The 22764-nt window shown below is 65.0% G+C and carries 25 protein-coding genes and 1 pseudogene; 19 read left to right on the forward strand and 7 right to left on the reverse strand.

The window, feature by feature from the left end; all coding sequences use genetic code 11:
• Positions 1 to 47 precede the first annotated feature (47 nt).
• The 3 genes from DIR46_RS21185 (at position 48) to DIR46_RS21195 (ending at position 3356) form a co-directional block, all read left to right on the forward strand.
• The gene (locus DIR46_RS21185; protein WP_109347006.1) at positions 48 to 1205 is read left to right on the forward strand and encodes an FAD-dependent monooxygenase; all 1158 of its coding nucleotides are present in this window, start codon (positions 48 to 50) and stop codon (positions 1203 to 1205) included.
• 140 nt (positions 1206 to 1345) lie between these two features.
• Entirely contained in the window at positions 1346 to 2683 is a 1338-nt protein-coding gene (locus DIR46_RS21190; RefSeq protein WP_109347007.1) for an MFS transporter, read from the forward strand.
• Between the two features lie 85 nt (positions 2684 to 2768).
• The gene (locus DIR46_RS21195; protein ID WP_109347008.1) at positions 2769 to 3356 is read left to right on the forward strand and encodes an AAA family ATPase; all 588 of its coding nucleotides are present in this window, start codon (positions 2769 to 2771) and stop codon (positions 3354 to 3356) included.
• Here the strand turns inward: DIR46_RS21195 and DIR46_RS21200 are convergent.
• Entirely contained in the window at positions 3337 to 3918 is a 582-nt protein-coding gene (locus DIR46_RS21200) for a gamma-glutamylcyclotransferase (RefSeq protein ID WP_109347009.1), read from the reverse strand. The genes DIR46_RS21195 and DIR46_RS21200 overlap by 20 nt on opposite strands.
• A 52-nt stretch (positions 3919 to 3970) precedes the next feature.
• Positions 3971 to 4870, reverse strand: a complete 900-nt coding sequence (locus tag DIR46_RS21205) for a LysR family transcriptional regulator (protein WP_109347010.1) — start codon at positions 4868 to 4870, stop codon at positions 3971 to 3973.
• A 96-nt stretch (positions 4871 to 4966) separates the two neighbouring features.
• Here DIR46_RS21205 and DIR46_RS21210 point away from each other — a divergent pair, with 96 nt between their 5' ends.
• From DIR46_RS21210 to DIR46_RS28070, 16 genes and pseudogenes are all read left to right on the forward strand, one after another.
• On the forward strand, positions 4967 to 5992 hold the full coding sequence (locus tag DIR46_RS21210; protein ID WP_109347011.1) for a fumarylacetoacetate hydrolase family protein: 1026 nt from the start codon (positions 4967 to 4969) through the stop codon (positions 5990 to 5992).
• A 19-nt stretch (positions 5993 to 6011) separates the two neighbouring features.
• Positions 6012 to 6656, forward strand: a complete 645-nt coding sequence (gene maiA / locus DIR46_RS21215) for a maleylacetoacetate isomerase (RefSeq protein ID WP_109347012.1) — start codon at positions 6012 to 6014, stop codon at positions 6654 to 6656.
• Between the two features lie 438 nt (positions 6657 to 7094).
• Positions 7095 to 7844, forward strand: coding sequence for a PEP-CTERM sorting domain-containing protein (locus tag DIR46_RS21220; RefSeq protein WP_205289017.1), 750 nt, complete (start codon positions 7095 to 7097; stop codon positions 7842 to 7844).
• Between the two features lie 78 nt (positions 7845 to 7922).
• Complete coding sequence (locus tag DIR46_RS21225; protein WP_109347014.1) at positions 7923 to 8726, forward strand: uracil-DNA glycosylase family protein; 804 nt, start codon at positions 7923 to 7925, stop codon at positions 8724 to 8726.
• Between the two features lie 200 nt (positions 8727 to 8926).
• Entirely contained in the window at positions 8927 to 9403 is a 477-nt protein-coding gene (gene iscR / locus DIR46_RS21230; protein ID WP_109347015.1) for a Fe-S cluster assembly transcriptional regulator IscR, read from the forward strand.
• A gap of 19 nt (positions 9404 to 9422) precedes the next feature.
• A complete protein-coding gene (locus DIR46_RS21235) occupies positions 9423 to 10679 on the forward strand; it encodes an IscS subfamily cysteine desulfurase (protein ID WP_109347016.1) in 1257 nt (418 codons plus the stop codon).
• 22 nt (positions 10680 to 10701) lie between these two features.
• Positions 10702 to 11094, forward strand: coding sequence for a Fe-S cluster assembly scaffold IscU (gene iscU, locus DIR46_RS21240; RefSeq protein WP_005666324.1), 393 nt, complete (start codon positions 10702 to 10704; stop codon positions 11092 to 11094).
• A gap of 30 nt (positions 11095 to 11124) precedes the next feature.
• Complete coding sequence (gene iscA / locus DIR46_RS21245; RefSeq protein WP_109347017.1) at positions 11125 to 11448, forward strand: iron-sulfur cluster assembly protein IscA; 324 nt, start codon at positions 11125 to 11127, stop codon at positions 11446 to 11448.
• Between the two features lie 3 nt (positions 11449 to 11451).
• Complete coding sequence (gene hscB / locus DIR46_RS21250; RefSeq protein ID WP_109347018.1) at positions 11452 to 11967, forward strand: Fe-S protein assembly co-chaperone HscB; 516 nt, start codon at positions 11452 to 11454, stop codon at positions 11965 to 11967.
• 74 nt (positions 11968 to 12041) lie between these two features.
• Complete coding sequence (hscA, locus tag DIR46_RS21255) at positions 12042 to 13931, forward strand: Fe-S protein assembly chaperone HscA (protein WP_109347019.1); 1890 nt, start codon at positions 12042 to 12044, stop codon at positions 13929 to 13931.
• 77 nt (positions 13932 to 14008) lie between these two features.
• A complete protein-coding gene (gene fdx, locus DIR46_RS21260; protein WP_109347020.1) occupies positions 14009 to 14350 on the forward strand; it encodes an ISC system 2Fe-2S type ferredoxin in 342 nt (113 codons plus the stop codon).
• Positions 14351 to 14357: 7 nt separating this feature from the next.
• Complete coding sequence (locus DIR46_RS21265) at positions 14358 to 15251, forward strand: class I SAM-dependent methyltransferase (RefSeq protein WP_109347021.1); 894 nt, start codon at positions 14358 to 14360, stop codon at positions 15249 to 15251.
• Positions 15252 to 15255: 4 nt separating this feature from the next.
• Positions 15256 to 16290 (forward strand): low-specificity L-threonine aldolase, encoded by a 1035-nt coding sequence (gene ltaE / locus DIR46_RS21270; protein ID WP_109347022.1) that lies wholly within the window; start codon positions 15256 to 15258, stop codon positions 16288 to 16290.
• Positions 16287 to 16973, forward strand: coding sequence for an RNA pseudouridine synthase (locus DIR46_RS21275; protein ID WP_109347023.1), 687 nt, complete (start codon positions 16287 to 16289; stop codon positions 16971 to 16973). Before ltaE ends, DIR46_RS21275 begins: the two co-directional genes overlap by 4 nt.
• A gap of 11 nt (positions 16974 to 16984) precedes the next feature.
• A complete protein-coding gene (locus DIR46_RS21280) occupies positions 16985 to 17491 on the forward strand; it encodes a hypothetical protein (RefSeq protein WP_162819586.1) in 507 nt (168 codons plus the stop codon).
• 109 nt (positions 17492 to 17600) lie between these two features.
• A pseudogene (locus DIR46_RS28070) lies at positions 17601 to 19195 on the forward strand (choice-of-anchor I family protein).
• On the opposite strand, the gene DIR46_RS21290 reads toward DIR46_RS28070, so the two are convergent.
• From DIR46_RS21290 to DIR46_RS21310, 5 genes are all read right to left on the reverse strand, one after another.
• Positions 19189 to 20178, reverse strand: coding sequence for an SDR family oxidoreductase (locus DIR46_RS21290; RefSeq protein WP_109347025.1), 990 nt, complete (start codon positions 20176 to 20178; stop codon positions 19189 to 19191). The pseudogene DIR46_RS28070 and the gene DIR46_RS21290 overlap by 7 nt on opposite strands.
• A gap of 92 nt (positions 20179 to 20270) precedes the next feature.
• Positions 20271 to 20819, reverse strand: coding sequence for an RDD family protein (locus DIR46_RS21295; protein ID WP_109347026.1), 549 nt, complete (start codon positions 20817 to 20819; stop codon positions 20271 to 20273).
• Positions 20806 to 21624 carry a DUF3106 domain-containing protein gene (locus DIR46_RS21300; RefSeq protein ID WP_109347027.1) on the reverse strand — a complete coding sequence of 273 codons (819 nt, stop codon included), beginning with the start codon at positions 21622 to 21624 and terminating at the stop codon, positions 20806 to 20808. Before DIR46_RS21300 ends, DIR46_RS21295 begins: the two co-directional genes overlap by 14 nt.
• Positions 21621 to 22037 carry a DUF3619 family protein gene (locus DIR46_RS21305; protein ID WP_109347028.1) on the reverse strand — a complete coding sequence of 139 codons (417 nt, stop codon included), beginning with the start codon at positions 22035 to 22037 and terminating at the stop codon, positions 21621 to 21623. Before DIR46_RS21305 ends, DIR46_RS21300 begins: the two co-directional genes overlap by 4 nt.
• The gene (locus DIR46_RS21310) at positions 22034 to 22606 is read right to left on the reverse strand and encodes an RNA polymerase sigma factor (protein WP_109347029.1); all 573 of its coding nucleotides are present in this window, start codon (positions 22604 to 22606) and stop codon (positions 22034 to 22036) included. The genes DIR46_RS21305 and DIR46_RS21310 overlap by 4 nt, the downstream gene beginning before the upstream one ends.
• Between the last annotated feature and the right edge of the window lie 158 nt (positions 22607 to 22764).

Genomic DNA, 22764 nt, shown 5'->3' on the forward strand with positions numbered 1-22764 from the left:
CGCTGGGCCAGATTTCAAGTGCTTTCACATTTTGCAAGGAGATAAACGTGTCCAGTTCCCCCCGTATCGCCGTCGTCGGCGCCGGTCTTGGCGGCGCAGCAACCGCCGCGCTGTTGATCAAGGAAGGTTTCAACGTCCGCGTCTATGAACAAGCCCCTGCCTTCGCCCGCCTGGGCGCCGGCATTCATGTCGGGCCGAACGTGATGAAGATCCTGCGCCGCATCGGCATCGAGGATGCGCTCGCGGCTCAGGGTTCGCACCCGGATGCCTGGTATAGCCGGCACTGGGAAACGGGCGACATCCTGGCCCGCATCCCGCTCGGCGAATATGCCTTGAAACACTATGGCGCCGCCTACCTGACGGTGCACCGCGGCGACTTCCACGAACTGCTGGTCAAGGCGCTGCCGACCGAAGCGGTGGCCTTCGGCAAGAACCTGACCCGCGTCGAGGACCGCGGGCACGACGTGCTGATGCATTTCGCTGACGGCAGCAGCGAGAGCGCCGACATCGTGATCGGCGCCGATGGCGTCAATTCGCGCATCCGCGAGGCGCTGCTCGGTCCCGAGGAACCGAAGTACGCCGGCTACCTGGCGCATCGCGCGGTGTTTCCGACGCCGGTGCTCGAGCGCGGCATGCTGCCGTTCGACCAGTGCGTCAAGTGGTGGAGCGATGACCGCCACATGATGGTCTACTTCGTGACGGGCAAGGCCGACGAGATCTATTACGTCACCGGCGTGCCGGCCACGCATTGGGACCTGAAGGACCGCTGGCTGGAATCGAGCAAGGACGAGATGCGCGAAACCTTCCGCGGCTGGCATCCGACGGTGCAGGCGTTGATCGAGAACACGGTCGAGGTGACCAAGTGGTCGCTGCTCGAGCGCGATCCGCTGCCGCTGTGGAGCCGCGGCCGCATGGTGCTGCTGGGCGACGCCTGCCATCCCATGAAGCCGCACATGGCGCAGGGCGCCGCGATGGCGATCGAGGACGGCGCCATGCTGGCGCGCTGCCTGAAAGAGGTCGGCGTCAGCCACTACGGCGACGCGTTCGCCCTGTACGAGGCGAATCGCGCCGAGCGCGCCAGCAAGGTGCAGCGCATCTCGCACGACAACACCTGGCTGCGCACGAACGAAGACCCATCCTGGTGCTTCGGCTACGATGTGTTCGATATCGAGCTGGTGACGCCGCAGGCGAGGGCCGTGGCCTGAGGGTGGTGACCGTGGCGCGATTCTCGCGAGAGGATCGCGCCAGGGCAGGGCTGTTCCCGGGCGCGTAGGGACGACAATACAATGACGGTAAAGTGAGGATGAATGACATGGTTACTTCAGTCACGGCAGATGGCGGCGGCATGGCGGCGCCAGCAAGCAATCCCGGCGTAGCGCCGGCGTCGGTGGAGAAAGGCCTGCAGACCGCGGGCGTGGGCAAGTTCCAGTATCGTCTGTTCGTGATCTTCGGCCTGGTCTGGCTGGCGGACGCGATGCAGGTGCTATCGATCGGCTTTTCGGCGCCGTCGATCGCCAAGACCTTCGGCATCACGATGCCGCAGGCGCTGCAGACCGGCACCTTCTTCTTCGTGGGGATGCTGATCGGCGCCTTCGTGTTCGGCCGCCTGGCCGACCGTATCGGCCGCCGTCCGGTCCTGATGATGGCGGTCGTGATCGACGCCTGCTTCGGGGTGGCGTCGGCGTTCGCGCCCGACTTCACCTGGCTGCTGGTGCTGCGCTTCATGACCGGCATCGGCGTGGGCGCGACCCTGCCGGTCGACTACACGATGATGGCCGAGTTTCTTCCAAGCGACCGGCGCGGCCGCTGGCTGGTGCTGCTGGAATCGTTCTGGGCCTTCGGCACCATCTTCCTGGCGATCCTGGCCCTGTATGCGGTGCAGTGGGGCGACGACGCCTGGCGCGTGATCTTCTTCGTCACCGGCCTGCCGGCCCTGATCGGCGTGGTCCTGCGCTTCTACGTGCCCGAGTCGCCCATGTACCTCAACCGCAACGGCAAGTCGGAACAGGCGCGCGCGATCCTGGCGCGGGTGGCCAAGGTCAACGGCCGCGACGTCGAGATCCCGAAACTGCAGCCTGAAACGACGCCGCGCAAATCGCTGTCGGCGCTGTTCTCGGGCAGCCTGCGCCGGCGCAGCCTGGCGCTGATGGTGGCCTGGGGCCTGATCTCGGTGGCGTACTATGGCGTGTTCGTCTACCTGCCGGTGAAACTGAGCGCCGAAGGCTTCGGCTTCATGCGCGGCCAGGAATTCCTGATCCTGCTGGCCGTGGTCCAGCTGCCTGGTTTCGCCCTGTCGGCCTATGGTGTGGAACGCTGGGGACGCAAGCCGACGCTGGTGGGCTTCCTGCTGCTGAGCGCCTGCGGCTGCCTGCTGTACAGCCTGGGAACCTCGACCGCCGTGGTGGTGGGCTCAACGCTCTTGATGAGCTTTGCGCTGCTGGGCACCTGGGGCGCGCTGTATGCCTTCACGCCCGAGGTCTATCCGACCGACCTGCGCGCCAGCGGCATGGGCATGGCCGGCGCGATCGCACGCTTCGGCGGCCTGTTCGCGCCGATGATCATCGCACCCGTGATGGCGACCCAGTTCACGCTGTCGCTGGTCATGCTGTCGGCCTTCCTGGTCGTCGGTGCGATCGCCATCATGTGCGTCGATCAGGAGTCGCGCAACCGGGCGCTCGACTGAGCGCCAGAGCGCCGGCCCGGCATGGCTGTTGAGAGTTTGGATCGGCTCGGCTACGATAGCGGGCTGATTCTCACTGGATACGAATATGGAACAGCAGGGCGGGCGGCGCGATGCCGGGATGGTCGTGTTCGTGGGCGCGGAGTCGACCGGCAAGTCGACGCTGGCCTGCTATCTGGCAGAACGCCAGCGGGCCGGCTTCGTTCCCGAGATCGGCCGCTTCATCTGGGAAGAAAAGCAGGGCAGGCTCACGGCCGACGATTACGTCGAGATCGCCGAACGGCACCGCGATGCCGAGGATGCCGCCCTCGCGCACGAAGCCGGCTCCCATGTTTTCGTCGACACCAATGCCTTGACCACGCTGCTGCTCGGCCTGTGCTTCGGCCAGGTCACCGAACCGGTCCCGCCCGCGCTGCTGCATTACGCCGACGACTGCCGCACCCGCTACCTGCACCATTTCGTCTGTGCCGACGACATCCCGTATGAAGAAGAACCGGGTGTGCGCGAAAACGCCGGCTGGCGCACGCATATCCAGCGCCTGGTGCTGGAAGACCTCGACCGGCGCGGCATCGACTACACGGTGTTGACGGGCGCGCTGGAACAGCGCGCCGCGAAGGTGATGGAAGTCCTGGCCACGATCGGCCAGGACCGGGAGCTTACGCGCGCAGCTGCGTGATGCCAAAATCCGCCAGGTGCTGCTCGAGCGCGAACACGTGCGGATCGGGCTTGCCGAGTTCGCGCAAGGCATGGGCCAGGCCGAGCAGGTATTCGCTGTTCGGACCGCTCGGTCCGCGGGCCGTGGCGATCTGGCGCGCGATGTCGACTTCGTCGGCCGGGCCGAGATAGGCCTCGTTCTCGTGCGTGGCGATATAGACGATCCCTTCGTCGCTGCTGCCGTCGTCGAAATGCATCTCGGTCGCCAGTCTCAGGTAGCCATTCTTTTCGCGGTGGTCCAGGTGGGCGAATTCTTCCGGCGTCACCAGGTAGGCCATGCCATGGCAATGCGCGCCGGCGTCCGGCACCAGGGTGACGACGCGCCCCGGCGCCGTCTCGGTGCCGCGATGGTCGTGCGAACCCTGCCAGAAGCGCCGCGACCAGCCGCCGATATGGGCCGGGCGCCGGTCGAGATAGGGAAAATCGGCCTTGAAGATCAGCGAACCGTAACCGAACAGCCACACGCTCTGATGGCTGTCGAACTTGTTCATCCGCTGGTTGATCGCGATCGTATCGTGGGACATCGTGAGGTCGGAGCAAAGACAGATGCCGCTCATTGTAGCGCGGTCAGCATCGTCAGCGTTGCGACCGTTTTACATATCCAAACAGGAAATTGATATAACTCTCGGCCGCCGGCGACAGCGAGCGGCCGGGGCGGGTGTAGATAAAGAAACGCCGCGTCAGCACCGGCTCGTCGAGCGGCCGTAACACCAGCCCATGCAGCTTCACCAGCGGCTCGGCATACGGCAGGCAGACCGTCACCCCAAGCCCGGCGCTGACCATCGCCAGCGCCGTGGTCATGAAGGTCACCTCGTGCGCCGGCTTGATGGGTGTCTCGCGCAGCGACGCGTGCATATCGTCCAATAGCCGCTCTGTGAACTGGCCCTGCAGAGAAATGAAAGGGAAGCTCGCCACGTCGCGCCAGCTCAGGCGCGACAGCGAAGCCAGCGGGTGATCCTGTGGAAACACCAGCGCGAACGGCATTTCGAACAGCTCGCGCGCCTCCAGCGGCGGCGCCGGCACCCGCTCGGGCCCGATACCCACGTCCGCCTCGCCCGACAGGACGCGCGCGATCACGCCCTCCACCTCGGTGTCGGCCAGGCGCAGCTCGATCGCGGGATGCTCGGCCCGGTAGGCCGCGATCGCCTGCGGCAGCAGCGTGCACGACATCAGCTGCGGCGCCGCGATCCGCACCAGCCCCTTCTTGAGTTGCGTGTGATCGGCGACGTTAGCCAGCGCACCGTCCAGGTCATCGATCATCTGGCTAAATAGGGGAAACAATTCGCGGCCGATGTCGGTCAATACGATCCTGCGCGTGCTGCGGTCGACCACGCGCGCACCGAGGGTCTGTTCGAGTTCCTTGATCAGCCCGGACAGCGCCGACTGCGTCACGTGGATCGCCTGCGCCGCGAGCGTGAAATTGCCGGTCTTGGCCAGGGCGACGAAGGCGCGCATCTGGCGCAAGGTTGGATTCATGAGAAAACCTGATAAATCGGGTTGAAAATACTGTTTGTATGATAGTGGCTTTTGATTTGTAATGGTGGCTACTCAGCAATATCGAAGGGATTACTCATGAAACTCGCCACCCTCAAGTCCGGCGGGCGCGACGGCGCCCTGGTCGTCGTCAGCCGCGACCTGGTCACCTGTCAAGCCGTGCCCGACATCGCGCGCACCATGCAAGCCGCGCTGGACGACTGGGACGCGGTCGCGCCGCGCCTGCAGCAGGTCTACGACCAGCTCAACGACGGCAACGCCGACGGCGCCGAATCCTTCATCGAGCAGGAATGCCATTCGCCGCTGCCGCGCGCCTATCAGTGGGCCGACGGTTCGGCCTACATCAACCACGTCGAGCTGGTGCGCAAGGCGCGCAATGCCGAAGTGCCGGCCTCGTTCTATACCGATCCGCTGATGTACCAGGGCGGCGGCGATTCCTTCGTCGGGCCGTGCGACCCGATCGCGGCGCTGTCCGAGGACTGGGGCATCGACCTCGAGGCCGAGGTGGCGGTGGTCACCGGCGACGTGCCGATGGGGGCCAGCGTCGAGCGCGCCGCGAGCGCGATCCGCCTGGTCATGCTGGTCAACGACGTCTCGCTGCGCAACCTGATTCCGAACGAACTGGCCAAGGGGTTCGGCTTCTACCAGTCGAAGCCGGCCAGCGCCTTCTCGCCGGTCGCCGTCACGCCGGACGAGCTGGGCGACGCCTGGCAGGGCAGCAAGCTGCACCTGCCGCTGCTGGTTACGCTCAACGGCAACGCCTTCGGTCGTCCGAACGCCGGCGAGGACATGACCTTCAGCTTCGCCCAGCTGGTCGCGCATGCGGCCGCCACCCGCGAGCTGTGCGCGGGCAGCATCATCGGTTCGGGCACGGTGTCGAACAAGCAGGGCAGCCTGCACGGTTCGAGCGTCGAGAACGGCGGCGTCGGCTATTGCTGCCTGGCCGAGGTGCGCATGTACGAAACCATCGAAGAGGGCAAGCCGAAGACGCCATTCCTGCGCTTCGGCGACACGGTGCGCATCGAAATGCTGGATGCCGATGGCGCCAGCATCTTCGGCGCCATCGACCAGGAAGTGATGCGTTATCACGAACGCAGCAAATGAGACAGCAAGAGAGGCAGCGATGAAGCTCTATACCTATTTTCGCAGCTCGGCCGCGTACCGGGTGCGCATTGCGCTCAATCTGAAGGGGCTAGCCTACGATGCGGTGCCGGTGCACCTGCTCACGGACGGCGGCCAGCACCTGCAGGACGACTACCGCAAGATCAATCCGAGCGGGCTGGTGCCGTCGTTCCAGGACGACCGCATCACGCTGACCCAGTCGATGGCGATCATCGAATACCTCGAAGAGCTCCATCCCGAGCCGCCGCTGTTGCCGAGGGATGCGCCGGGCCGGGGCAGGGTGCGCGAGCTGGCCCAGATCATCGGCTGCGACATCCATCCCATCAACAACCTGCGCGTGCTGAACTACCTGGTCAAGCACATGGGGCTGTCGGACCAGGCCAAGACCGAGTGGTACCGCCACTGGATCATCGAGGGCTTCCAGTCGCTCGAGGCGCACCTGGCGCGCGATCCGGGCGCCGGACCGTTCTGCCATGGCGACCATCCGACCATCGCCGACTGCTATCTGGTGCCGCAGGTCTTCAATGCCCAGCGCTTCAATATCGACGTCTCGGCCTATCCGAACATCGACCGCATCAACTCGCTGTGCATCGAGCTGCCGGCGTTCAGGGCGGCGCATCCGTCGCACCAGCCGGATACCGAGTAAATCGTGCCGGGCAGCCACGCTGCCCGGTATCGGCTCCGCGCAGCACATCCTCGCATTTCCCTCCGCCGGATAAGCATGACATTCCGAATTGTCGACATTCGGGATCGCCAGTTCATTTAATAAACGCGCTAAACAAGGAATTAGTTTTTACTAAACTAGTGCGATGATTCTGCCCGAACTTTATTAATCGGTTCTCGATCACAGTAATGATTTCTATGGAGAATAATTAAATTTCCAATAGTAAATTTGCTACATAATTATGACAATTTAGTGTCGTTACGCCATAGACCGAGAAATATGGCGGCCCTAGAATCACTCATCCATTTCCCCTGCATTATTTCAGCGTGTTTTAAATCGATTCCGGTTTTGGCTGGAAGGGGTGGATATTCGCCTTTTTTTTAATATTCATAAGGGAAGATCATGACCTTGCATAAATTAATGTTTGTGTTGGCGCTTTCTCTGGCGGCGACCGTCGTCAAGGCCGCACCGGCCACGTCATTCGTCGACTTTTCCAACGGCGCCCAAGGATGGGAAGGGTCGCAGCCCGCCAATGGCGTGGGCGGGTCATGGATCGACACCACCCTGGGCAATGGCGCTCCCGCCCTGCACACGGTGATGGAAAACTTCGGCATCGGTTTCAGCAACCGCAGCGAAAATTACGTGGGGGATTATTCGAAGCTCGGCAGCGTGACCATCGGCCTGGACATCATCGCCAATTCGATCAGCTATGTCGGCCAGCAGGTGTCGCGCAACCTGGTCGTCGAATTGCGTGATTACGACAATACGCCGGCAGGCATGCCTTATACCAGCGTCTGGTTCGACCTGGGCGTCATCGATGCCACGCTCGGCTGGCAGCACCTGTCGGTGACGATCGAAGATACCACCATGGCGGCCCTGCCGGCCGGCTGGGGCGGATACGGTACGACCGATGACGCCCAGGGCCCGGGTCTCCCGCCCGGCCGCACCTTCGCCGACGTGCTGTCCAGCGTGGACGAACTGGTCTTCTCGACGCTCGTTCCCGGCTGGTTCTACGGCTTCACCGACTTCGATATCGCGATCGACAATATCTCGGTCAGCGCCGGGGTGGCCGAGGTGCCGGAACCGTCGAGCGTCGCGCTGATGTTTGGCGGTCTCGGCATGCTGGGCTGGATGGCGCGCCGCCGCTCGCGGCATACTCCGATGGCCTGATCGACAGCCAGCAACAGGCTGGCGAACCGGATCGACGGGGCGGGATACAATCCGGCCTCGTCTTTTTACCGGTACGCCATGAACTCTACCGCCGCCCGTACGCCTTCCGCGCGCATTCCCACCCCGCTTCCCGCTCCGATCCTGCAAGCCCTCGACCTGGCCGACGCCTCCTGGCGCCCCGTCCTCGAAGCCGGCCTCGAGGCCGTCGCCCGCGCCAATCCCGGCTACCTGCCGGCGCTCGCCGTCGACGACTACCTGCCCACCGAGCATCGCCTGTTCGCCGCCTTCGCCCAGCCGCTGGACAAGGTGCGCTACGTCCTGGTGGGCGAGGGCCCATACCCGCGGGCGGCCAGCGCCACCGGCGTCTGCTTCATGGATGGCGCGGTAGGAGAATTGTGGAGCGAGAGCGGCCTGTCCAAGACGGTCAACCGCGCGACCTCGCTGCGCAACTTCATGAAGATGCTGCTGGTGGCGAGCGGCCAGTTGCAGCCTGGTGCGACCGGCGGCGCGGCGCTGGCGCCGATCGCGCTGGCGGCGCGTGGCGACGGCTCGATCCAGACCCTGGCCGAGTTGCAGGACAACCTCACCAGCCACGGCTTCCTGTTGCTGAATGCGGCGCTGGTGTTCCGCAAGCACGTCGCGCCGGCGATCGATGCGCGGGCCTGGCTGCCGTTCCTGCAAACGGTGCTGGCGGCGCTGGCCGACCGGCCGCAACCGCCGACGCTGGTCCTGTGGGGTAAGATCGCCGAGCAGCTGAAGAAGCTCCCCGAGACGGCCGCCTTCCCGCAGGCGCTGGCAGAGCATCCCTACAATCTGAGCTTCATCGGGCATGCCGGGATGCAACAGCTGTTCGGTCCGATGGAGTTGTTGCGCAAGCGATAACGGCCAGCGTTGCGGCGTTATCCGGGAGGAAGAGGGGGCGGGAGGCCCATTTTGAGGGCCTTCGAGACAAGATGTCCGCGATTTGCTATACTTGACTAAATCGTTCAACTAATCGGGTTTTTAGCCTGGTCCGCGAGAGAAGTGGCGGCAGGACGAGCTAGTTGGACAAGAGGAATATTTTAACATTAACCGGGGTTGTAATGCGTCTGACCACCAAAGGCCGTTTTGCTGTTACCGCGATGATCGATCTTGCCATGCGTCAAGGCAATGGTCCGGTCACGCTGTCGGGCATCAGCCAGCGCCAGGCCATTTCGCTGTCCTACCTGGAGCAGCTGTTCGGCAAGCTGCGCCGCCACGAGATCGTCGAATCGATCCGCGGCCCGGGTGGCGGCTACAGCCTGGCCCGTCCGGCGGGCAAGGTGACGGTGGCCGACATCATCATCGCCGTCGACGAGCCGCTGGATGCGACCCAGTGCGGTGGCAAAGAAAATTGCCATGGCGCCCATACCGATGGCGCCCGCTGCATGACCCACGAATTGTGGACCACGCTGAACGAAAAAATGGTCGACTACCTCGATTCGGTATCGCTGCAAGACCTGGTCGACCAGCAGCGGCAAAAGGAACAGAACGTCGTGCACGTGCACCGTGGCGCCCCCGCCGCCGTCGGAACAAACTGAAGCTTACTGGAGTGAATTGATGAACGCGCCTTTGGACAAGAAAACCGAGCAGAGCTTCGCGACTGCGCCCCATTTCCCGATCTACCTGGACTACTCGGCCACCACGCCGGTCGATCCACGCGTCGCGGACGCCATGATCCCGTTCCTGCGCGAGCAGTTCGGCAATCCGGCCTCGCGCAGCCACGCCTATGGCTGGAGTGCCGAAGCCGCGGTCGAAGAGGCGCGCCAGAACGTCGCGAACATGGTCGGCGCCGATCCGCGCGAGATCATCTGGACCTCGGGCGCGACCGAGAGCAACAACCTGGCGCTCAAGGGCGCGGCCCAGTTCTACAAGACCAAGGGCAAGCACATCATCACGGTCAAGACCGAGCACAAATCGGTGCTCGACACCGTGCGTGAACTCGAGCGCGTCGGCTTCGACGCCACCTATCTCGAGCCGCAAGACAACGGCCTGATCACCGTGGCGCAGCTCGAAGCCGCGCTGCGTCCGGACACCATCCTGGTCTCGGTCATGCTGGTCAATAACGAGATCGGCGTGGTCCAGCCGATCGAAGAGCTGGCCGCGTTGTGCCGCTCGAAAGGCATCATCTTCCACTGCGACGCCGCGCAGGCCGTCGGCAAGGTGGTCATCGACCTCGAAAAATCGAAGGTCGACCTGATGACCTTCACCGCGCACAAGGTCTATGGCCCGAAAGGCGTCGGCGCCCTGTACGTGCGCCGCAAGCCACGCGTGCGCCTCGAAGCGCAGATGCACGGCGGCGGCCACGAGCGCGGCCTGCGTTCGGGCACCCTGCCGACCCACCAGCTGGTGGGGATGGGCGAAGCGTTCCGCATCGCCAAGGAAGAGATGGAGAGCGAACTGGTCAAGGTGCGTGCGCTGCGCGACCGCCTGGCCAAGGGCCTGCTCGAGATCGAAGAAGTCTATATCAACGGCGACATGGACCACCGCGTGCCGCACAACCTGAACGTCTCGTTCAACTATGTCGAAGGCGAGTCGCTGATCATGGCGGTCAAGGACATCGCCGTGTCGTCCGGTTCGGCCTGCACCTCGGCCAGCCTGGAACCATCGTACGTGCTGCGCGCCCTGGGCCGCAGCGACGAACTGGCGCACAGCTCGATCCGCTTCACCATCGGCCGCTTCACGACCGAGGAAGAGATCGACTTCGCCGTCAACCTGCTGAAAGCGAAGGTTGGCAAATTGCGCGAACTGTCGCCGCTGTGGGACATGTTCAAGGAAGGGATCGACCTGAACTCGATCCAATGGGCAGCCCACTAAATCAAGATTAAGGAGCATCACCATGGCATATTCGGACAAAGTACTCGACCACTACGAAAACCCGCGCAACGTCGGCGCCTTCGACAAGGGCGACGATGCAGTCGGCACCGGCATGGTCGGCGCGCCGGCCTGCGGCGACGTCATGAAACTGCAGATCAAGGTCAACGACCAGGGCCTGATCGAAGACGCCAAGTTCAAGACCTATGGCTGCGGTTCGGCCATCGCCTCGAGCTCGCTGATCACTGAATGGGTGAAGGGCAAGAGCCTGGACGAGGCGCTGGCGATCAAGAACACGCAGATCGCTGAAGAACTGGCCCTGCCGCCGGTCAAGATTCACTGCTCGATCCTGGCCGAAGACGCGATCAAGGCCGCCGTCGCCGACTACAAGGCGAAGCACGAGAAGGCAGCAGCGTAATTTTTTAGTAGAACAGAGCTGGAGAAGCACATGGCAATCACCCTGACCGAAAAAGCCGCGAAGCACGTCAACCGTTACCTCGAACGCCGGGGCAAGGGCGTCGGCTTGCGCTTCGGTGTGCGCACCACCGGCTGCTCCGGCCTGGCCTACAAGCTCGAGTACGTCGACGAGAGCGCCGCCGAAGACGCGGTGTTCGAGTCGCACGGCGTCAAGGTCTTCGTCGACCCGAAAAGCCTGGCCTACATCGACGGCACCGAGCTCGATTTCGCCCGCGAAGGGCTCAATGAGGGCTTCCGCTTCAACAACCCGAACGTCAAGGACAACTGCGGCTGCGGCGAGAGCTTCCGTATCTAAGCGATGCAGAATCACTTCGACCTGTTCCAGCTGCCGGCCCGTTTCGAGGTCGACCAGGATGCCCTCGACGCCGCCTACCGCGAAGTCCAGGGCCGCGTCCACCCTGACCGCTTCGTCAATGCCACCGACGCCGAGAAGCGCGTTGCGATGCAGTGGGCGACCCGCGCCAACGAGGCCTATCAAACGCTGCGCAACCCACAGAAGCGCGCGCAATACCTGTGCGAACTGAACGGCGTCGACCTGCAGACCGAGTCGAACACGGCCATGCCGCCAAGCTTCCTGATGCAGCAGATGGAATGGCGCGAGGAGCTCGAAGACGCGCGCGCGGCCAAGGACGCCATCGCGCTCGACCGCCTGGAAGCGCAGCTGCGCACCGAGCGCAAGAGCATGCTGGCCGCCGTTGCAAGCCAGCTGGACGCGGGCGACTTCAGCGGCGCCGCGCAAGGCGTGCGCGGCCTGATGTTCCTCGATAAATTCGGCGACGAAGTGCAGTACGCCTTCGAAGCGATCGACGCCTGATCCGCTGCGGATCGCTGGTCGGACGGTCCACCGTTCGGCTCCCGGCGCAGAAAAACAATATTGGTAACACGACTATGGCACTCCTCCAAATCGCCGAACCCGGCATGTCCACCGCCCCGCACCAGCACCGCCTGGCGGTGGGCATCGACCTGGGCACCACCAACTCGCTCGTCGCTACCGTCCGTAGCGGCAGCCCCGAAGTGCTGAGCGACGAGGAGGGCCGTTCGCTGCTGCCGTCGATCGTGCGTTACCTGCCGAACGGCCACGCCAACATCGGCCACAAGGCGCGCGTGCACCAGACCACCGACCCGAAGAACACGATCGTCTCGGTCAAGCGTTTCATGGGCCGCGGTTTGAAGGACATCGCCCACGCCGAGAACCTGCCCTACGACTTCGTCGAAGGCGAGGGGATGGTCCAGCTGAACACCGTCGCCGGCGTGAAAAGCCCGGTCGAGGTGTCGGCCCAGATCCTGGCCACCCTGCGCCAGCGCGCCGAGGATTCGCTGGGCGACGACCTGGTCGGCGCCGTGATCACCGTGCCGGCGTATTTCGACGACGCCCAGCGCCAGGCCACCAAGGACGCGGCCCAGCTGGCCGGCCTGAACGTGCTGCGCCTGCTGTCCGAGCCGACCGCCGCCGCCATCGCCTATGGCCTCGACCATGGCAAGGAAGGCGTCTACGCCGTCTACGACCTGGGCGGCGGCACCTTCGACATCTCGATCCTCAAGCTCTCGAAGGGCGTGTTCGAAGTGCTGTCGACCGGTGGCGATTCGGCCCTGGGCGGCGACGATTTCGATCACCGCCTGTTCTGCTGGATCACCGAGCAGGCCAAGCTGGCGCCGCTGTCCGAACAGGACACCGCGACCCTGATGGTCAAGGCGCGCCAGGCCAAGGAACTGCTGTCGACCAATGAGGAAACGACGGTCGAGGCCATCCTGAAGTCGGGCGAGATCGTGCAGGTGACGGTCACCGCCGCGGTGTTCTCCGAGATCACCAGGCATCTGGTCGGCAAGACCATGAATGCGATCCGCAAGGCGATGCGCGATGCGAACGTGAATGTCGACGACGTCGACGGCGTCGTGATGGTCGGCGGCGCGACGCGCATGCCGCACGTGCGCCGCGCCGTCTCGGAATTCTTCCAGACCATCCCGCACGCCAATATCGACCCGGACCGCGTGGTGGCGCTGGGCGCCGCGATCCAGGCCGACCAACTGGCCGGCAACCGCGCCGAGGGCGACGACTGGCTGCTGCTGGACGTGACGCCGCTGTCGCTGGGCATCGAGACGATGGGTGGCCTGGTCGAGAAGATCATCCCGCGCAATTCGACGATCCCTGTCGCGCGCGCCCAGGAATTCACGACCTTCAAGGACGGCCAGACCGCGCTGGCGGTGCACGTGGTGCAGGGCGAGCGCGAGCTGGTGTCGGACTGCCGTTCGCTGGCGCGCTTCGAGCTGCGCGGCATTCCGCCGATGGCGGCCGGCGCGGCGCGCATCCGCGTCACCTACCAGGTCGACGCCGACGGCCTGCTGTCGGTTGCCGCGCGCGAGATGCGTTCGGGCGTGGAAGCGTCGATCACGGTCAAGCCATCCTATGGCCTGGCCGATGACGACGTGGCGCGCATGCTGCAGGAATCGTACAGCTCGGCGTCCGAAGACATGCAGATGCGCGCGCTGCGCGAAGAGCAGGTCGAGGCCGAACGCATCCTGCTGGCGACCCAGTCGGCGCTGGATGCCGACGTCGAACTGCTGTCGGCGCAGGAGCAGGCCGCGATCGGCCAGCAGCTGCAGGCGGTGCGCGATGCGGTGACGGCGTCGAACGACGCGTCGATCGCGCCGGGCCAGCGCCAGGACGCCCTGCACAGTGCGGTGCAGGCACTGGCCAGGGGCACCGAGGAATTCGCGGCCCGCCGCATGGACAAGAGCGTGCGCAAGGCGCTGGCGGGCAAGTCGCTGGACGAGGTGTGAATCTCCCCCAACGGCTTGAATACGCAATATGAAGAACAACGGATAATCGAATTATCCAACCAACCGAGGTAAACCAAGTGCCACAAATCGTCATCCTCCCACACCCGGTGTTCTGCCCGGACGGCGCCGTGCTCGAAGCGCCAAGCGGCAAGTCGGTCTGCGACGTCCTGCTCGACAACGACATCGAGATCGAGCACGCCTGCGACCGCGTCTGCGCCTGCACCACCTGCCACGTGATCGTGCGCGAAGGCTTCGAATCGCTGAACGAGCAGGAAGAGAAGGAAGAAGACATGCTCGACAAGGCCTGGGGCCTGGAGCCGAATTCGCGCCTGTCGTGCCAGGCGATCGTCGCGGACGAAGACCTGGTGGTCGAGATCCCGAAATACACGATCAACCACGCCGCCGAAAAGAACCACTGAGCCGTCCATGAAGCGTCTTGAGCAAGCCCGGAAAATCCCGGCACCCCAGGAACTGCCGCCGGAGGTCCGTCCCGGCCAGTCGATCGAGCTGCTCAAGGAGCTGCACATCCTGACCCGCGACGGCAAGTTGAACCAGGACAGCCGCCGCAAGCTCAAGCAGGTCTACCACCTGGTCAACTTCATCGAGCCGCTGCTGCGCGACGTCAAGGACCGCAGTGACAACCCCTCGGGCAACGTTTCGCTGGTCGACCACGGCGCCGGCAAGTCCTACCTCGGCTTCATCCTGTACGACCTGTTCGTCAAGGGGCAGGAGCAAGGCTCCCACATCTACGGCATCGAGACCCGCGAAGAGCTGGTCAGCAAATCGACCGCGCTGGCCGCGCGCCTTGGTTTCGATGGGATGTCGTTTTTGCCGCTGTCGGTCGCCGAGTCGACCACCTCGACCGCGCTGCCCGAGACGATCGACATCGTCACCGCGCTGCACGCCTGTAATACCGCTACCGACGACGCCATCGACTTCGCCCTCAAGAAGAAGGCGAAACACATGGTGCTGGTGCCGTGCTGCCAGGCCGAAGTCGCGTCCGTGCTGCGCAAGAACAAGGGCAAGGACATCAAGCGCAGCGCGCTGACCGAGATCTGGCGCCATCCGATCCACACCCGCGAATTCGGCAGCCAGATCACCAATGTGCTGCGCTGCCTGCAGCTCGAGGCCCACGGCTACCAGGTCACGGTCACCGAACTGGTGGGCTGGGAACACTCGATGAAGAACGAGCTGATCGTCGCCACCTACAAGAACCTGCCGCGCCGCCGGCCGAGCGAACGCCTGCACGAAGTGCTGCACGAGATCGGCCTTGAAGAAATGAAGAGCCGTTTTTACACCCAGGCCGAGTCCACGGAATAAGAAGATGAGCCAAGACCAACAGCGCTGGATCGACCTGCGCAGCGACACCGTCACCCAGCCGAGCGCAGCGATGCGCGCCACCATGGTGGCCGCCCCGGTCGGCGACGATGTCTACGGCGACGACCCGACCGTCAACCGCCTGCAGGACTACGCGGCCGAGCTGTTCGGCTTCGAAGCGGGCATGTTCGCCCCGAGCGGCACCCAGACGAACCTGATCGCCCTGATGACCCATTGCGGCCGCGGCGACGAATACCTGGTCGGCCAGGAAGCGCACACCTACAAGTACGAAGGCGGCGGCGCCGCGGTGCTGGGCAGCATCCAGCCGCAGCCGATCGCGAACCAGCCGGACGGCAGCATCGCCCTGGCCGATATCGAGGCCTATATCAAGCCGGACGATATGCACTTCGCCCGCACCCGGCTGCTGGCGCTGGAAAACACCATCGGTGGCCGCGTGCTGAGCCAGGAGTACATCGCCGCCGCGACCACGCTCGCCCACGACAAGGGCCTGGCGACCCACCTCGATGGCGCGCGCATCTGCAACGCCGCCGTCAAGCAGTCCATCAGCCTGGTTGACGCGGTCAAAGGTTTCGATACCGTGTCGGTGTGCCTGTCCAAGGGCCTCGGCGCGCCGGTCGGTTCGGTCCTGCTGGGACCGAGATCCTTCATCGAGCAGGGCAAGCGCTGGCGCAAGATGCTGGGCGGCGGGATGCGCCAGGCCGGCGTGATCGCCGCCGCGGCCCACTATGCGCTGGAGCACAACGTCGCGCTGCTCGCCAACGACCACGACAATGCGGCCGAACTGGCGCAGGGCCTGGCGAAAATCGAGCAGCTGAAGGTCGGCATGCCGCAAACGAACATCTTCTGGATGGACGTGCCGGCAGCCGCCTGTGCACCGCTGCGCCAGGCGCTCGAGCGCGCCGGCATCCGCGCCACGGTCGGCCCGAAAATGCGCCTGGTGACCCACCTCGACATCTCGAACGCCGACGTCAAGCGCACGGTCGAGGTGTTCACGGCCTTCTTTGCGGATTGGCGCGTATGACGGACGAAGGAATTCGCCTGGCCAAGCGCGTCTCCGAAGTGGCGGGGTGCTCGCGCGCCGAGGCTGAACGTTATATCGCCGGCGGCTGGGTCAGCGTCGATGGCGCACTGGCCGAGGATCCGGCCATCCGCGTGACGCCGGCGCAGGCCGTCGTCCTGCTGCCGGGCGCGACCCCGGTCGAGCCGGAACCGGTCACCATCCTGCTGCACAAGCCGGCAGGCGTCCCGCAGGACGCGCTGCTGGCCGCGATCGGCGCCGACACGCAAGTGCTGGACAATGGCTTCGGCAAGCCGTTCCTGCGCCGGCACCTCTTCAAGCTGGCGCTGGCGACGCCGCTCGAGACGATGGCCTCGGGCCTGGTCGTGTTCAGCCAGGACTGGCGCGTGATGCGTAAGCTCGTCGAGGATGCGCCGCGCAACGAATACGAATACGTGGCCGAGGTGGACGGACAGATCGCCGACGGCGGCCTCGATAAACTGGGCCGCATGTTCAAAGCCAGCTGGCAAAGCGAGGCGCGCCTGCGCATCGCCGGCAAGAACATCCAGCGCGGCCAGATCGAGCGCCTGTGCGGCGACGTCGGCCTGAAGGTCACCGCGCTGCGCCGCCTGCGCATCGGCCGCATTTCCATGGGCAGCCTGCCGCCGGGTGGCTGGCGTTACCTGCGCGACGTCGAGCGCTTCTGATGTCGACTGCCATGCCAAGTTCGTTCCGCCTGGTCGCCACCTGCGTCCTGTTCTTCCTGTTGCTGGGGCCCGTGATTCCGGTCATCGAATTCACCCTGGCCACCCTGTTTACCAAGGGCCGCATCGAGCTCATGCCGTCGTTCTACCTGGCGGCGCTGCTGTTCGGCGCCCTGATCGCGGGCGCGCTCGGCCTGGCCCACGGCATGCTGATGGCGCTGGCCGTCAAGCTGGAGCCGCTGCGCCGGCGCCTGCAGACCACGCCGCGCCGCGTGCTGCTGGGGGCGGGCGCGGCGCTGTTGTGCGGGCTGGCGATGACCGCCGCCACGCTCTACATCGCGCGCCATTCCTACGGCGACTTGCTGGGCGGGATGGACCCGAACCACCCGGATCCATGGAAGATCATCCGCGCCTATATGGTGATCGAGCTCTTCATCCTGCCGGCGCTGGCCTGCGGCATCCTGTTCCAGTTGCTGCCCTGGTCGCGCAGGCTGATGCAGCGCGCCGTCGAGCGGGCCTGAGAAGTCATACGGCTGTCATCTTGCGTCCATATGCTGTCGATTTTTCATCCTTGGAAAATCGACACCCATGTTCCTGCGCCGCCCCGTCAAACCTTTCCGTTACCTCCCGATGTTGAGCGCGATCGCGCTGGCCTGCGTGCTCGCGGCCTGCGGTGGCGACGACGACGATCCGACCCCGACCACGCTCGCGCTGCAGAAGATCGGCGGCTATAACGGCGGGGCGGCTGGCGCGGCCGAGATCACGGCCTATGATGCCGGCAGCCGTCGCCTGTTCGTCGTCAACGGCGCCAACGGCACGGTCGACGTGCTCGACCTGGCGGCGCCAGCCACGCCGAAACTGATCGGCACCATCAATGTGTCGAGCCTGGGCAAGGCGGTCAACAGCGTCGCCGTGCACGACGGCCTGGTGGCGCTGGCGATCGAATCCAATCCCAAGACCCAGCCGGGCACCGTCGCCTTCTACAACGCGGCCGACCTGAAATTGATCAATAGCGTCAAGGTCGGCGCGTTGCCCGACATGCTGACCTTCACGCCGGACGGCAGCAAGGTGCTGGTCGCGAACGAGGGTGAGCCGAGCGGCTATGGCGTGGCCGGCACGACCGATCCGGAAGGCTCTGTCAGCATCATCACCGTCAACCGCGGCGGCACGCCCTCGGTGGCCACCGCCGACTTCCGCGCCTTCAACGGCCAGGAAGCGGCGCTGCGCGCGCAGGGCATCCGCGTCTATGGACCGAACGCCAGCGCAGCCCAGGATTCGAGCCGGAGTACATCACCGTCACCGACGACGGCCGCACCGCGTACGTGACGCTGCAGGAAAACAACGCGATCGCCATCGTCGACGTCGCGACGGCCAAGGTCACCGCGGTCAAGCCGCTCGGTTTCAAGGACCACAGCGTCGCCGGCTTCGGGCTGGATGCGTCGGACGAGGACGGCGGCACCAATACCAACAGCGGTTCGCCGGCCATCAAGATCGGCTCGCAGCCGGTGAAAGGCATGTACCTGCCGGACGCCATCGCCAGCTACTCGGTGGACGGCAAGCATTACCTGATCACCGCCAACGAAGGAGATGCGCGCGCCGACTGGCCGGGCTTCAGCGAAGAGAGCCGCGTGCGTGCGCACTGCACGGCGGGCCTGGACCCCGCCGTCTTCCCGAACGCGGCCAACCAGATCTTCGATTCGAACCTGGGCCGCCTGCGCATCACGACCACGCCGAATGGCGGCAAGGACGGCAAGAACGCCGCCGGCCAGTGCAATGAACTGTATACCTTCGGCGGCCGCTCGTTCTCGATCTGGGACACCGACATCAAGCGCGTCTACGATTCGGGCGACGAATTCGAGCAGCGCACCAAGGCGCTGCCGAACGTCAGATTCAACGCCAGCAACGACAACAACGACCTGGAAGACCGCAGCGCGTCGAAAGGCCCGGAACCGGAAGGCGCGGTGGTCGGCAAGTTCGGCAACAAGCACTACGCCTTCATCGGCCTGGAGCGCGTCGGTGGTGTGATGGTGTACGACGTGAGCAAGCCAGCCCAGGCGTCCTTCGTCACCTACCTGAACACCCGCGACGGCGACAAGGGTGACCTGGGTCCGGAAGGCCTGACCCTGATCCCGGCTTACAAGTCGCCGAATGGCAAGCCGCTGCTGATCGTCGGTAATGAAGTGAGCGGCACCACCGCCATCATGCAGATCAACCTGACTTACTGATCCGCGCGCTGTCGCAGCAGCTGCATGCCGATCGCGGCGGCGACCACCGCCGCACCGGCCACCAGGACCTTGTTGGCCGGCTGGCGCGGCTGGGGGCGAGGCTGATTGAGCCGGCTCGGATCGGCGTGCACGCCGCTGGCGCCATGCGGCGCTTCGTACAGCGCACCGCGCGTATCGTGCGTGCGCTGCGCGCGTTCTGCCCACGCATCCATGAAGCGGTTCATCCCGGCCGCGACGAGATTCGGCGCCAGCCGGGTGGCCTTCATGGCGGCGGCGGGCGCCCCGATCACGGTCGTGTCGCGCGGACGGCGCGCCAGCTTGACGACGGCGTCGGCCACGGCTTCCGGCGCCAGCGCGCCCGGCGGATACGAGAGATGGGCGCCGGTATAGTTGGCCGCATGGCTGAAGCCGGGCGAACCCACGAAAGTAGGGTACACGTCGCAGACGTGGATGTGGCGCCGCTTGCCCACCTCAGCGCGCAGTGCTTCGGAAAAGCCGCGCAGGCCAAACTTGCTGGCAGCGTAGGCCGCGGCGTAGGGCGTGGCGACGTAGCCGCCGGACGAGATCATATTGACCCAGGTGCCGTGGTCCTGCTCCAGGAAGATCGGCAGCACCGCGTGCGCATCGTTCATGTGGGTGAGCAGGTTCGTCTCGATCACCTGGCGGTGGTCGGCCATGGGCACGTCCTGGTACTTGCCTACCACGCCGGCGCCGACGTTGCTGAACCATAGGTCGATTCTCCCCAGGATGGACCGCGCTTCGCGCGCGAAGGCTGACACCGCCTTGGCGTCGGTCGCATCGACCACTACCGTTTCGGCCCGGCCGCCGGCCTGGAAGCAGCGGCGGGCGACGTCGTCGAGGCCTTCCTTGCCGCGTGCGCCGAGCACCAGGTCGGCGCCCTCGCGGGCAAAGGCGATGGCGGTCGCGGCGCCAATGCCGCTCGAAGCGCCCATGATGACCACGCGGAGATTCGATTGCTTCATCGTTGACCTTTCGTTCACAGTGAAAAGGTCGATTATTCCGCGATTCTGGATGCCGCCGCGTTCGAATGCTCCGCAGCAAGCTCCGGGCGGGTCTAGCGCTTGATCCTGGTCAGCTGGACCAGGCGGGTGCCGGCCAGGCGGTCGTGCGCGAACTGGCGGTCCTTGTCGAGGAAGGCGGTGAGCGCCCAGAGGACGATGCCGACCGCCAGCGCGATGGCGATCTCGCCCTTGGCATGCAGGCCGGCCGCGGCGCACACGATCAGCGCCGGCGCGAACCAGCACCAGGCCAGCAGGTAGCGCACGATGGCAGTGCGCCATGGCAGGCGCGCGTGCCCGGCCTGGACCACCTTGATGCGCCAGGTCTTCATGGCCAGCGTGTGGCCGCTGTCGCGCCAGCACCAGGTGAAGTACAGGCCCGTCACCACGAACAGCCAGAGCTTGAGACCATGCTGGAACAGCGGCTCCTGGCGGTTGCCGGTGAGGAGGAGGTAGACCAGCACCGCCAGCATCTCGACGGCGAACAGCAGGAAGAATTCATAGACCATCACCGTGACACGGCGCTTGATGGTCGGCGTCGGAAGTGACGGTGCGTGCGTCGGACTGGCGGCGTCCGGACTGGCCAACGGCTCAGTTGCCTGCATTGGCGGCCTGCGCGGGTGCCTGCTGGCCGCCAGCCGTGGCGACTGCGCCGCCATCGGCGGGGGAGCTGGCTGCCGGACCCGGCGTCACCGGGCCAATGGGAGCGGGAACGCTCTGCACTGCCGGCGGTACGCTCGCGGTGTCGGTCGGCACCACGGTATCCGTGCCGATCAGGATGCATTCGGCGCCGCGGCGGGTGGTATTCGGTGGGCAGGGCGTCGGCGTGACCAGCATCGGCGCTTCAGGCAACGCCACCGGGATGCTCTTGCTGCGCGCCGCCGCCGGGCTGTTGGCCAGCTTGCGTTTCTGGTCGGGCGACAGCTGCTTGTAGCTCTCCCAGTTGGCCGCCTTGTCGCCCCCCTGGGCCAGGCGGCTGGTGCGGCTGTAGTTCTCGCGCGCGAGTTCGCGCTGCGCGGGGGTGAGCTTCATCCACTGGCGCATGCGCTCGTGCACGCGCTGCTGCTCGGACGCGGGCATCGAGGCGAAGCGGGCCGACATCTCGATCCACTTGCGCTTGCGCGGTCCTTCCATCCGGTTCCACTCGGGTTCCAGCGGCGCCAGCGCCACTTGCTGGGCGCTGCTCAGATCGTTCCACAGGGGCTTGTCGAAGCTTTTGGGCGACGCGCGTTCGCCATCGACGGCATCGGTCACCAACGGCAGGATGGACGGGGTGTCGAAACGGTCGACGATGACCCAGGCGATGATGCCCGCCACCAGGACCCCGGCCACCGTTTTCAGGACGGGGAACCGTGATTTCGAGGCACCGGGCTTCGATGCGCGAGACCGTGAAGCGTCGTTCTTCGTCATTGCCGGCGCTGCTGCGACTCCAGGTAGGCGGAAAAGCCCGGGTCGAGGTACGCGTTGAGCGGCAGTTCATCGGACAGCACGGCCGCGTCGATGTCGGCCAGCTCGGCGATCTGCTGTTGCTGTTCGTGCTGGTAGACACCGCCCATGCCGATCACCAGGGCCAGGATCGGCACCGCGACGGCCAGGCGCGACATGGCCGGGCCGCTCACGATGTTGCCGAAACCGGCCAGCATCTCGCGCCAGCCGGAAGGGGCCGGTTTGAAATACTCGACCGGCGCGTCCGCCTTCTTGCGCGCGAGCGCGGCGGCGCGCGCGGCGGCCAACCGGTCCGTGGTCGATGCCGGCAGGGTGTCGAGCTGTTCGTTCAGTGCATGGCGGATTTTGTACGCCAGGTTGATGTCGTCGGTATTCATAGTGTGATTCCCTTGGCCTTGAGCGCTGCGGCGAGGGCGTGGGTGGCACGGGAGCAATGTGTCTTGACGCTGCCTTCGGAGCATCCCATTGCTTCGGCCGTTTCGGCCACGTCCATATCCTGCCAGTAACGCATGAGGAAGGCTTCCCGTTGACGCGTTGGGAGCTTTTGTACTTCTTCTTCGATCAAACGCAAGGTTTGTTCGCGCTCAATCTGATCCGCACTCGACTCTGCGGCGGCCGAACCTTCTTCGGCCTCGTATGAGGCGAGTATATCAAAGTCGTCATCGTCATCTCCCTCGCGGCGGCTGAAGCCCGAAAACAGGCTCACCCAGGTGTTGCGCACCTTCTCGCGCCGGAAGTAATCGAGGATGGTCGTCTGCAGGATGCGCTGGAACAGCATCGGCAGCTCGGCGGCCGGCTTGTCGCCATATTTTTCGGCCAGCTTGATCATGGCGTCCTGGACGATGTCCAGCGCCGACTCATCCTTGCGCACCGCATACACCGCCTGCTTGAACGCACGCCGTTCGACATTCTCGAGGAAGTCGTTGAGTTCTTTATCTGTGGCCATGCGGGGTCAAGGAAGCGCTCGTCTTACTCGTGCTTTAAGGAAAACCTTCGCATCCTAGCAAAAAACGTCCTCGCCTGCACCGACATCTCACACTACAGGGAGGTGGCAATGCTATTTGAATAACGTTCAGAAACTGCATGAAGATACGCGAAATCATT

The sequence above is a fragment of the Massilia oculi genome (assembly GCF_003143515.1).
In the GTDB taxonomy this organism is placed as follows: Bacteria; Pseudomonadota; Gammaproteobacteria; order Burkholderiales; family Burkholderiaceae_D; genus Telluria; species Telluria oculi.

What these genes read in the sequence shown, in the direction of transcription:
- DIR46_RS21190 (WP_109347007.1), top strand. Translation starts at nt 1,346, where the DNA reads ATGGCGGCGCCAGCAAGCAATCCCGGCGTAGCGCCGGCGTCGGTGGAG.
- DIR46_RS21195 (WP_109347008.1), top strand. Translation starts at nt 2,769, where the DNA reads ATGGAACAGCAGGGCGGGCGGCGCGATGCCGGGATGGTCGTGTTCGTG.
- DIR46_RS21200 (WP_109347009.1), bottom strand. Translation starts at nt 3,918, where the DNA reads ATGTCCCACGATACGATCGCGATCAACCAGCGGATGAACAAGTTCGAC.
- DIR46_RS21205 (WP_109347010.1), bottom strand. Translation starts at nt 4,870, where the DNA reads ATGAATCCAACCTTGCGCCAGATGCGCGCCTTCGTCGCCCTGGCCAAG.
- DIR46_RS21210 (WP_109347011.1), top strand. Translation starts at nt 4,967, where the DNA reads ATGAAACTCGCCACCCTCAAGTCCGGCGGGCGCGACGGCGCCCTGGTC.
- maiA (WP_109347012.1), top strand. Translation starts at nt 6,012, where the DNA reads ATGAAGCTCTATACCTATTTTCGCAGCTCGGCCGCGTACCGGGTGCGC.
- DIR46_RS21220 (WP_205289017.1), top strand. Translation starts at nt 7,095, where the DNA reads ATGTTTGTGTTGGCGCTTTCTCTGGCGGCGACCGTCGTCAAGGCCGCA.
- DIR46_RS21225 (WP_109347014.1), top strand. Translation starts at nt 7,923, where the DNA reads ATGAACTCTACCGCCGCCCGTACGCCTTCCGCGCGCATTCCCACCCCG.
- iscR (WP_109347015.1), top strand. Translation starts at nt 8,927, where the DNA reads ATGCGTCTGACCACCAAAGGCCGTTTTGCTGTTACCGCGATGATCGAT.
- DIR46_RS21235 (WP_109347016.1), top strand. Translation starts at nt 9,423, where the DNA reads ATGAACGCGCCTTTGGACAAGAAAACCGAGCAGAGCTTCGCGACTGCG.
- iscU (WP_005666324.1), top strand. Translation starts at nt 10,702, where the DNA reads ATGGCATATTCGGACAAAGTACTCGACCACTACGAAAACCCGCGCAAC.
- iscA (WP_109347017.1), top strand. Translation starts at nt 11,125, where the DNA reads ATGGCAATCACCCTGACCGAAAAAGCCGCGAAGCACGTCAACCGTTAC.
- hscB (WP_109347018.1), top strand. Translation starts at nt 11,452, where the DNA reads ATGCAGAATCACTTCGACCTGTTCCAGCTGCCGGCCCGTTTCGAGGTC.
- hscA (WP_109347019.1), top strand. Translation starts at nt 12,042, where the DNA reads ATGGCACTCCTCCAAATCGCCGAACCCGGCATGTCCACCGCCCCGCAC.
- DIR46_RS21265 (WP_109347021.1), top strand. Translation starts at nt 14,358, where the DNA reads ATGAAGCGTCTTGAGCAAGCCCGGAAAATCCCGGCACCCCAGGAACTG.
- ltaE (WP_109347022.1), top strand. Translation starts at nt 15,256, where the DNA reads ATGAGCCAAGACCAACAGCGCTGGATCGACCTGCGCAGCGACACCGTC.
- DIR46_RS21275 (WP_109347023.1), top strand. Translation starts at nt 16,287, where the DNA reads ATGACGGACGAAGGAATTCGCCTGGCCAAGCGCGTCTCCGAAGTGGCG.
- DIR46_RS21280 (WP_162819586.1), top strand. Translation starts at nt 16,985, where the DNA reads ATGCCAAGTTCGTTCCGCCTGGTCGCCACCTGCGTCCTGTTCTTCCTG.
- DIR46_RS21290 (WP_109347025.1), bottom strand. Translation starts at nt 20,178, where the DNA reads ATGAAGCAATCGAATCTCCGCGTGGTCATCATGGGCGCTTCGAGCGGC.
- DIR46_RS21295 (WP_109347026.1), bottom strand. Translation starts at nt 20,819, where the DNA reads ATGCAGGCAACTGAGCCGTTGGCCAGTCCGGACGCCGCCAGTCCGACG.
- DIR46_RS21300 (WP_109347027.1), bottom strand. Translation starts at nt 21,624, where the DNA reads ATGACGAAGAACGACGCTTCACGGTCTCGCGCATCGAAGCCCGGTGCC.
- DIR46_RS21305 (WP_109347028.1), bottom strand. Translation starts at nt 22,037, where the DNA reads ATGAATACCGACGACATCAACCTGGCGTACAAAATCCGCCATGCACTG.
- DIR46_RS21310 (WP_109347029.1), bottom strand. Translation starts at nt 22,606, where the DNA reads ATGGCCACAGATAAAGAACTCAACGACTTCCTCGAGAATGTCGAACGG.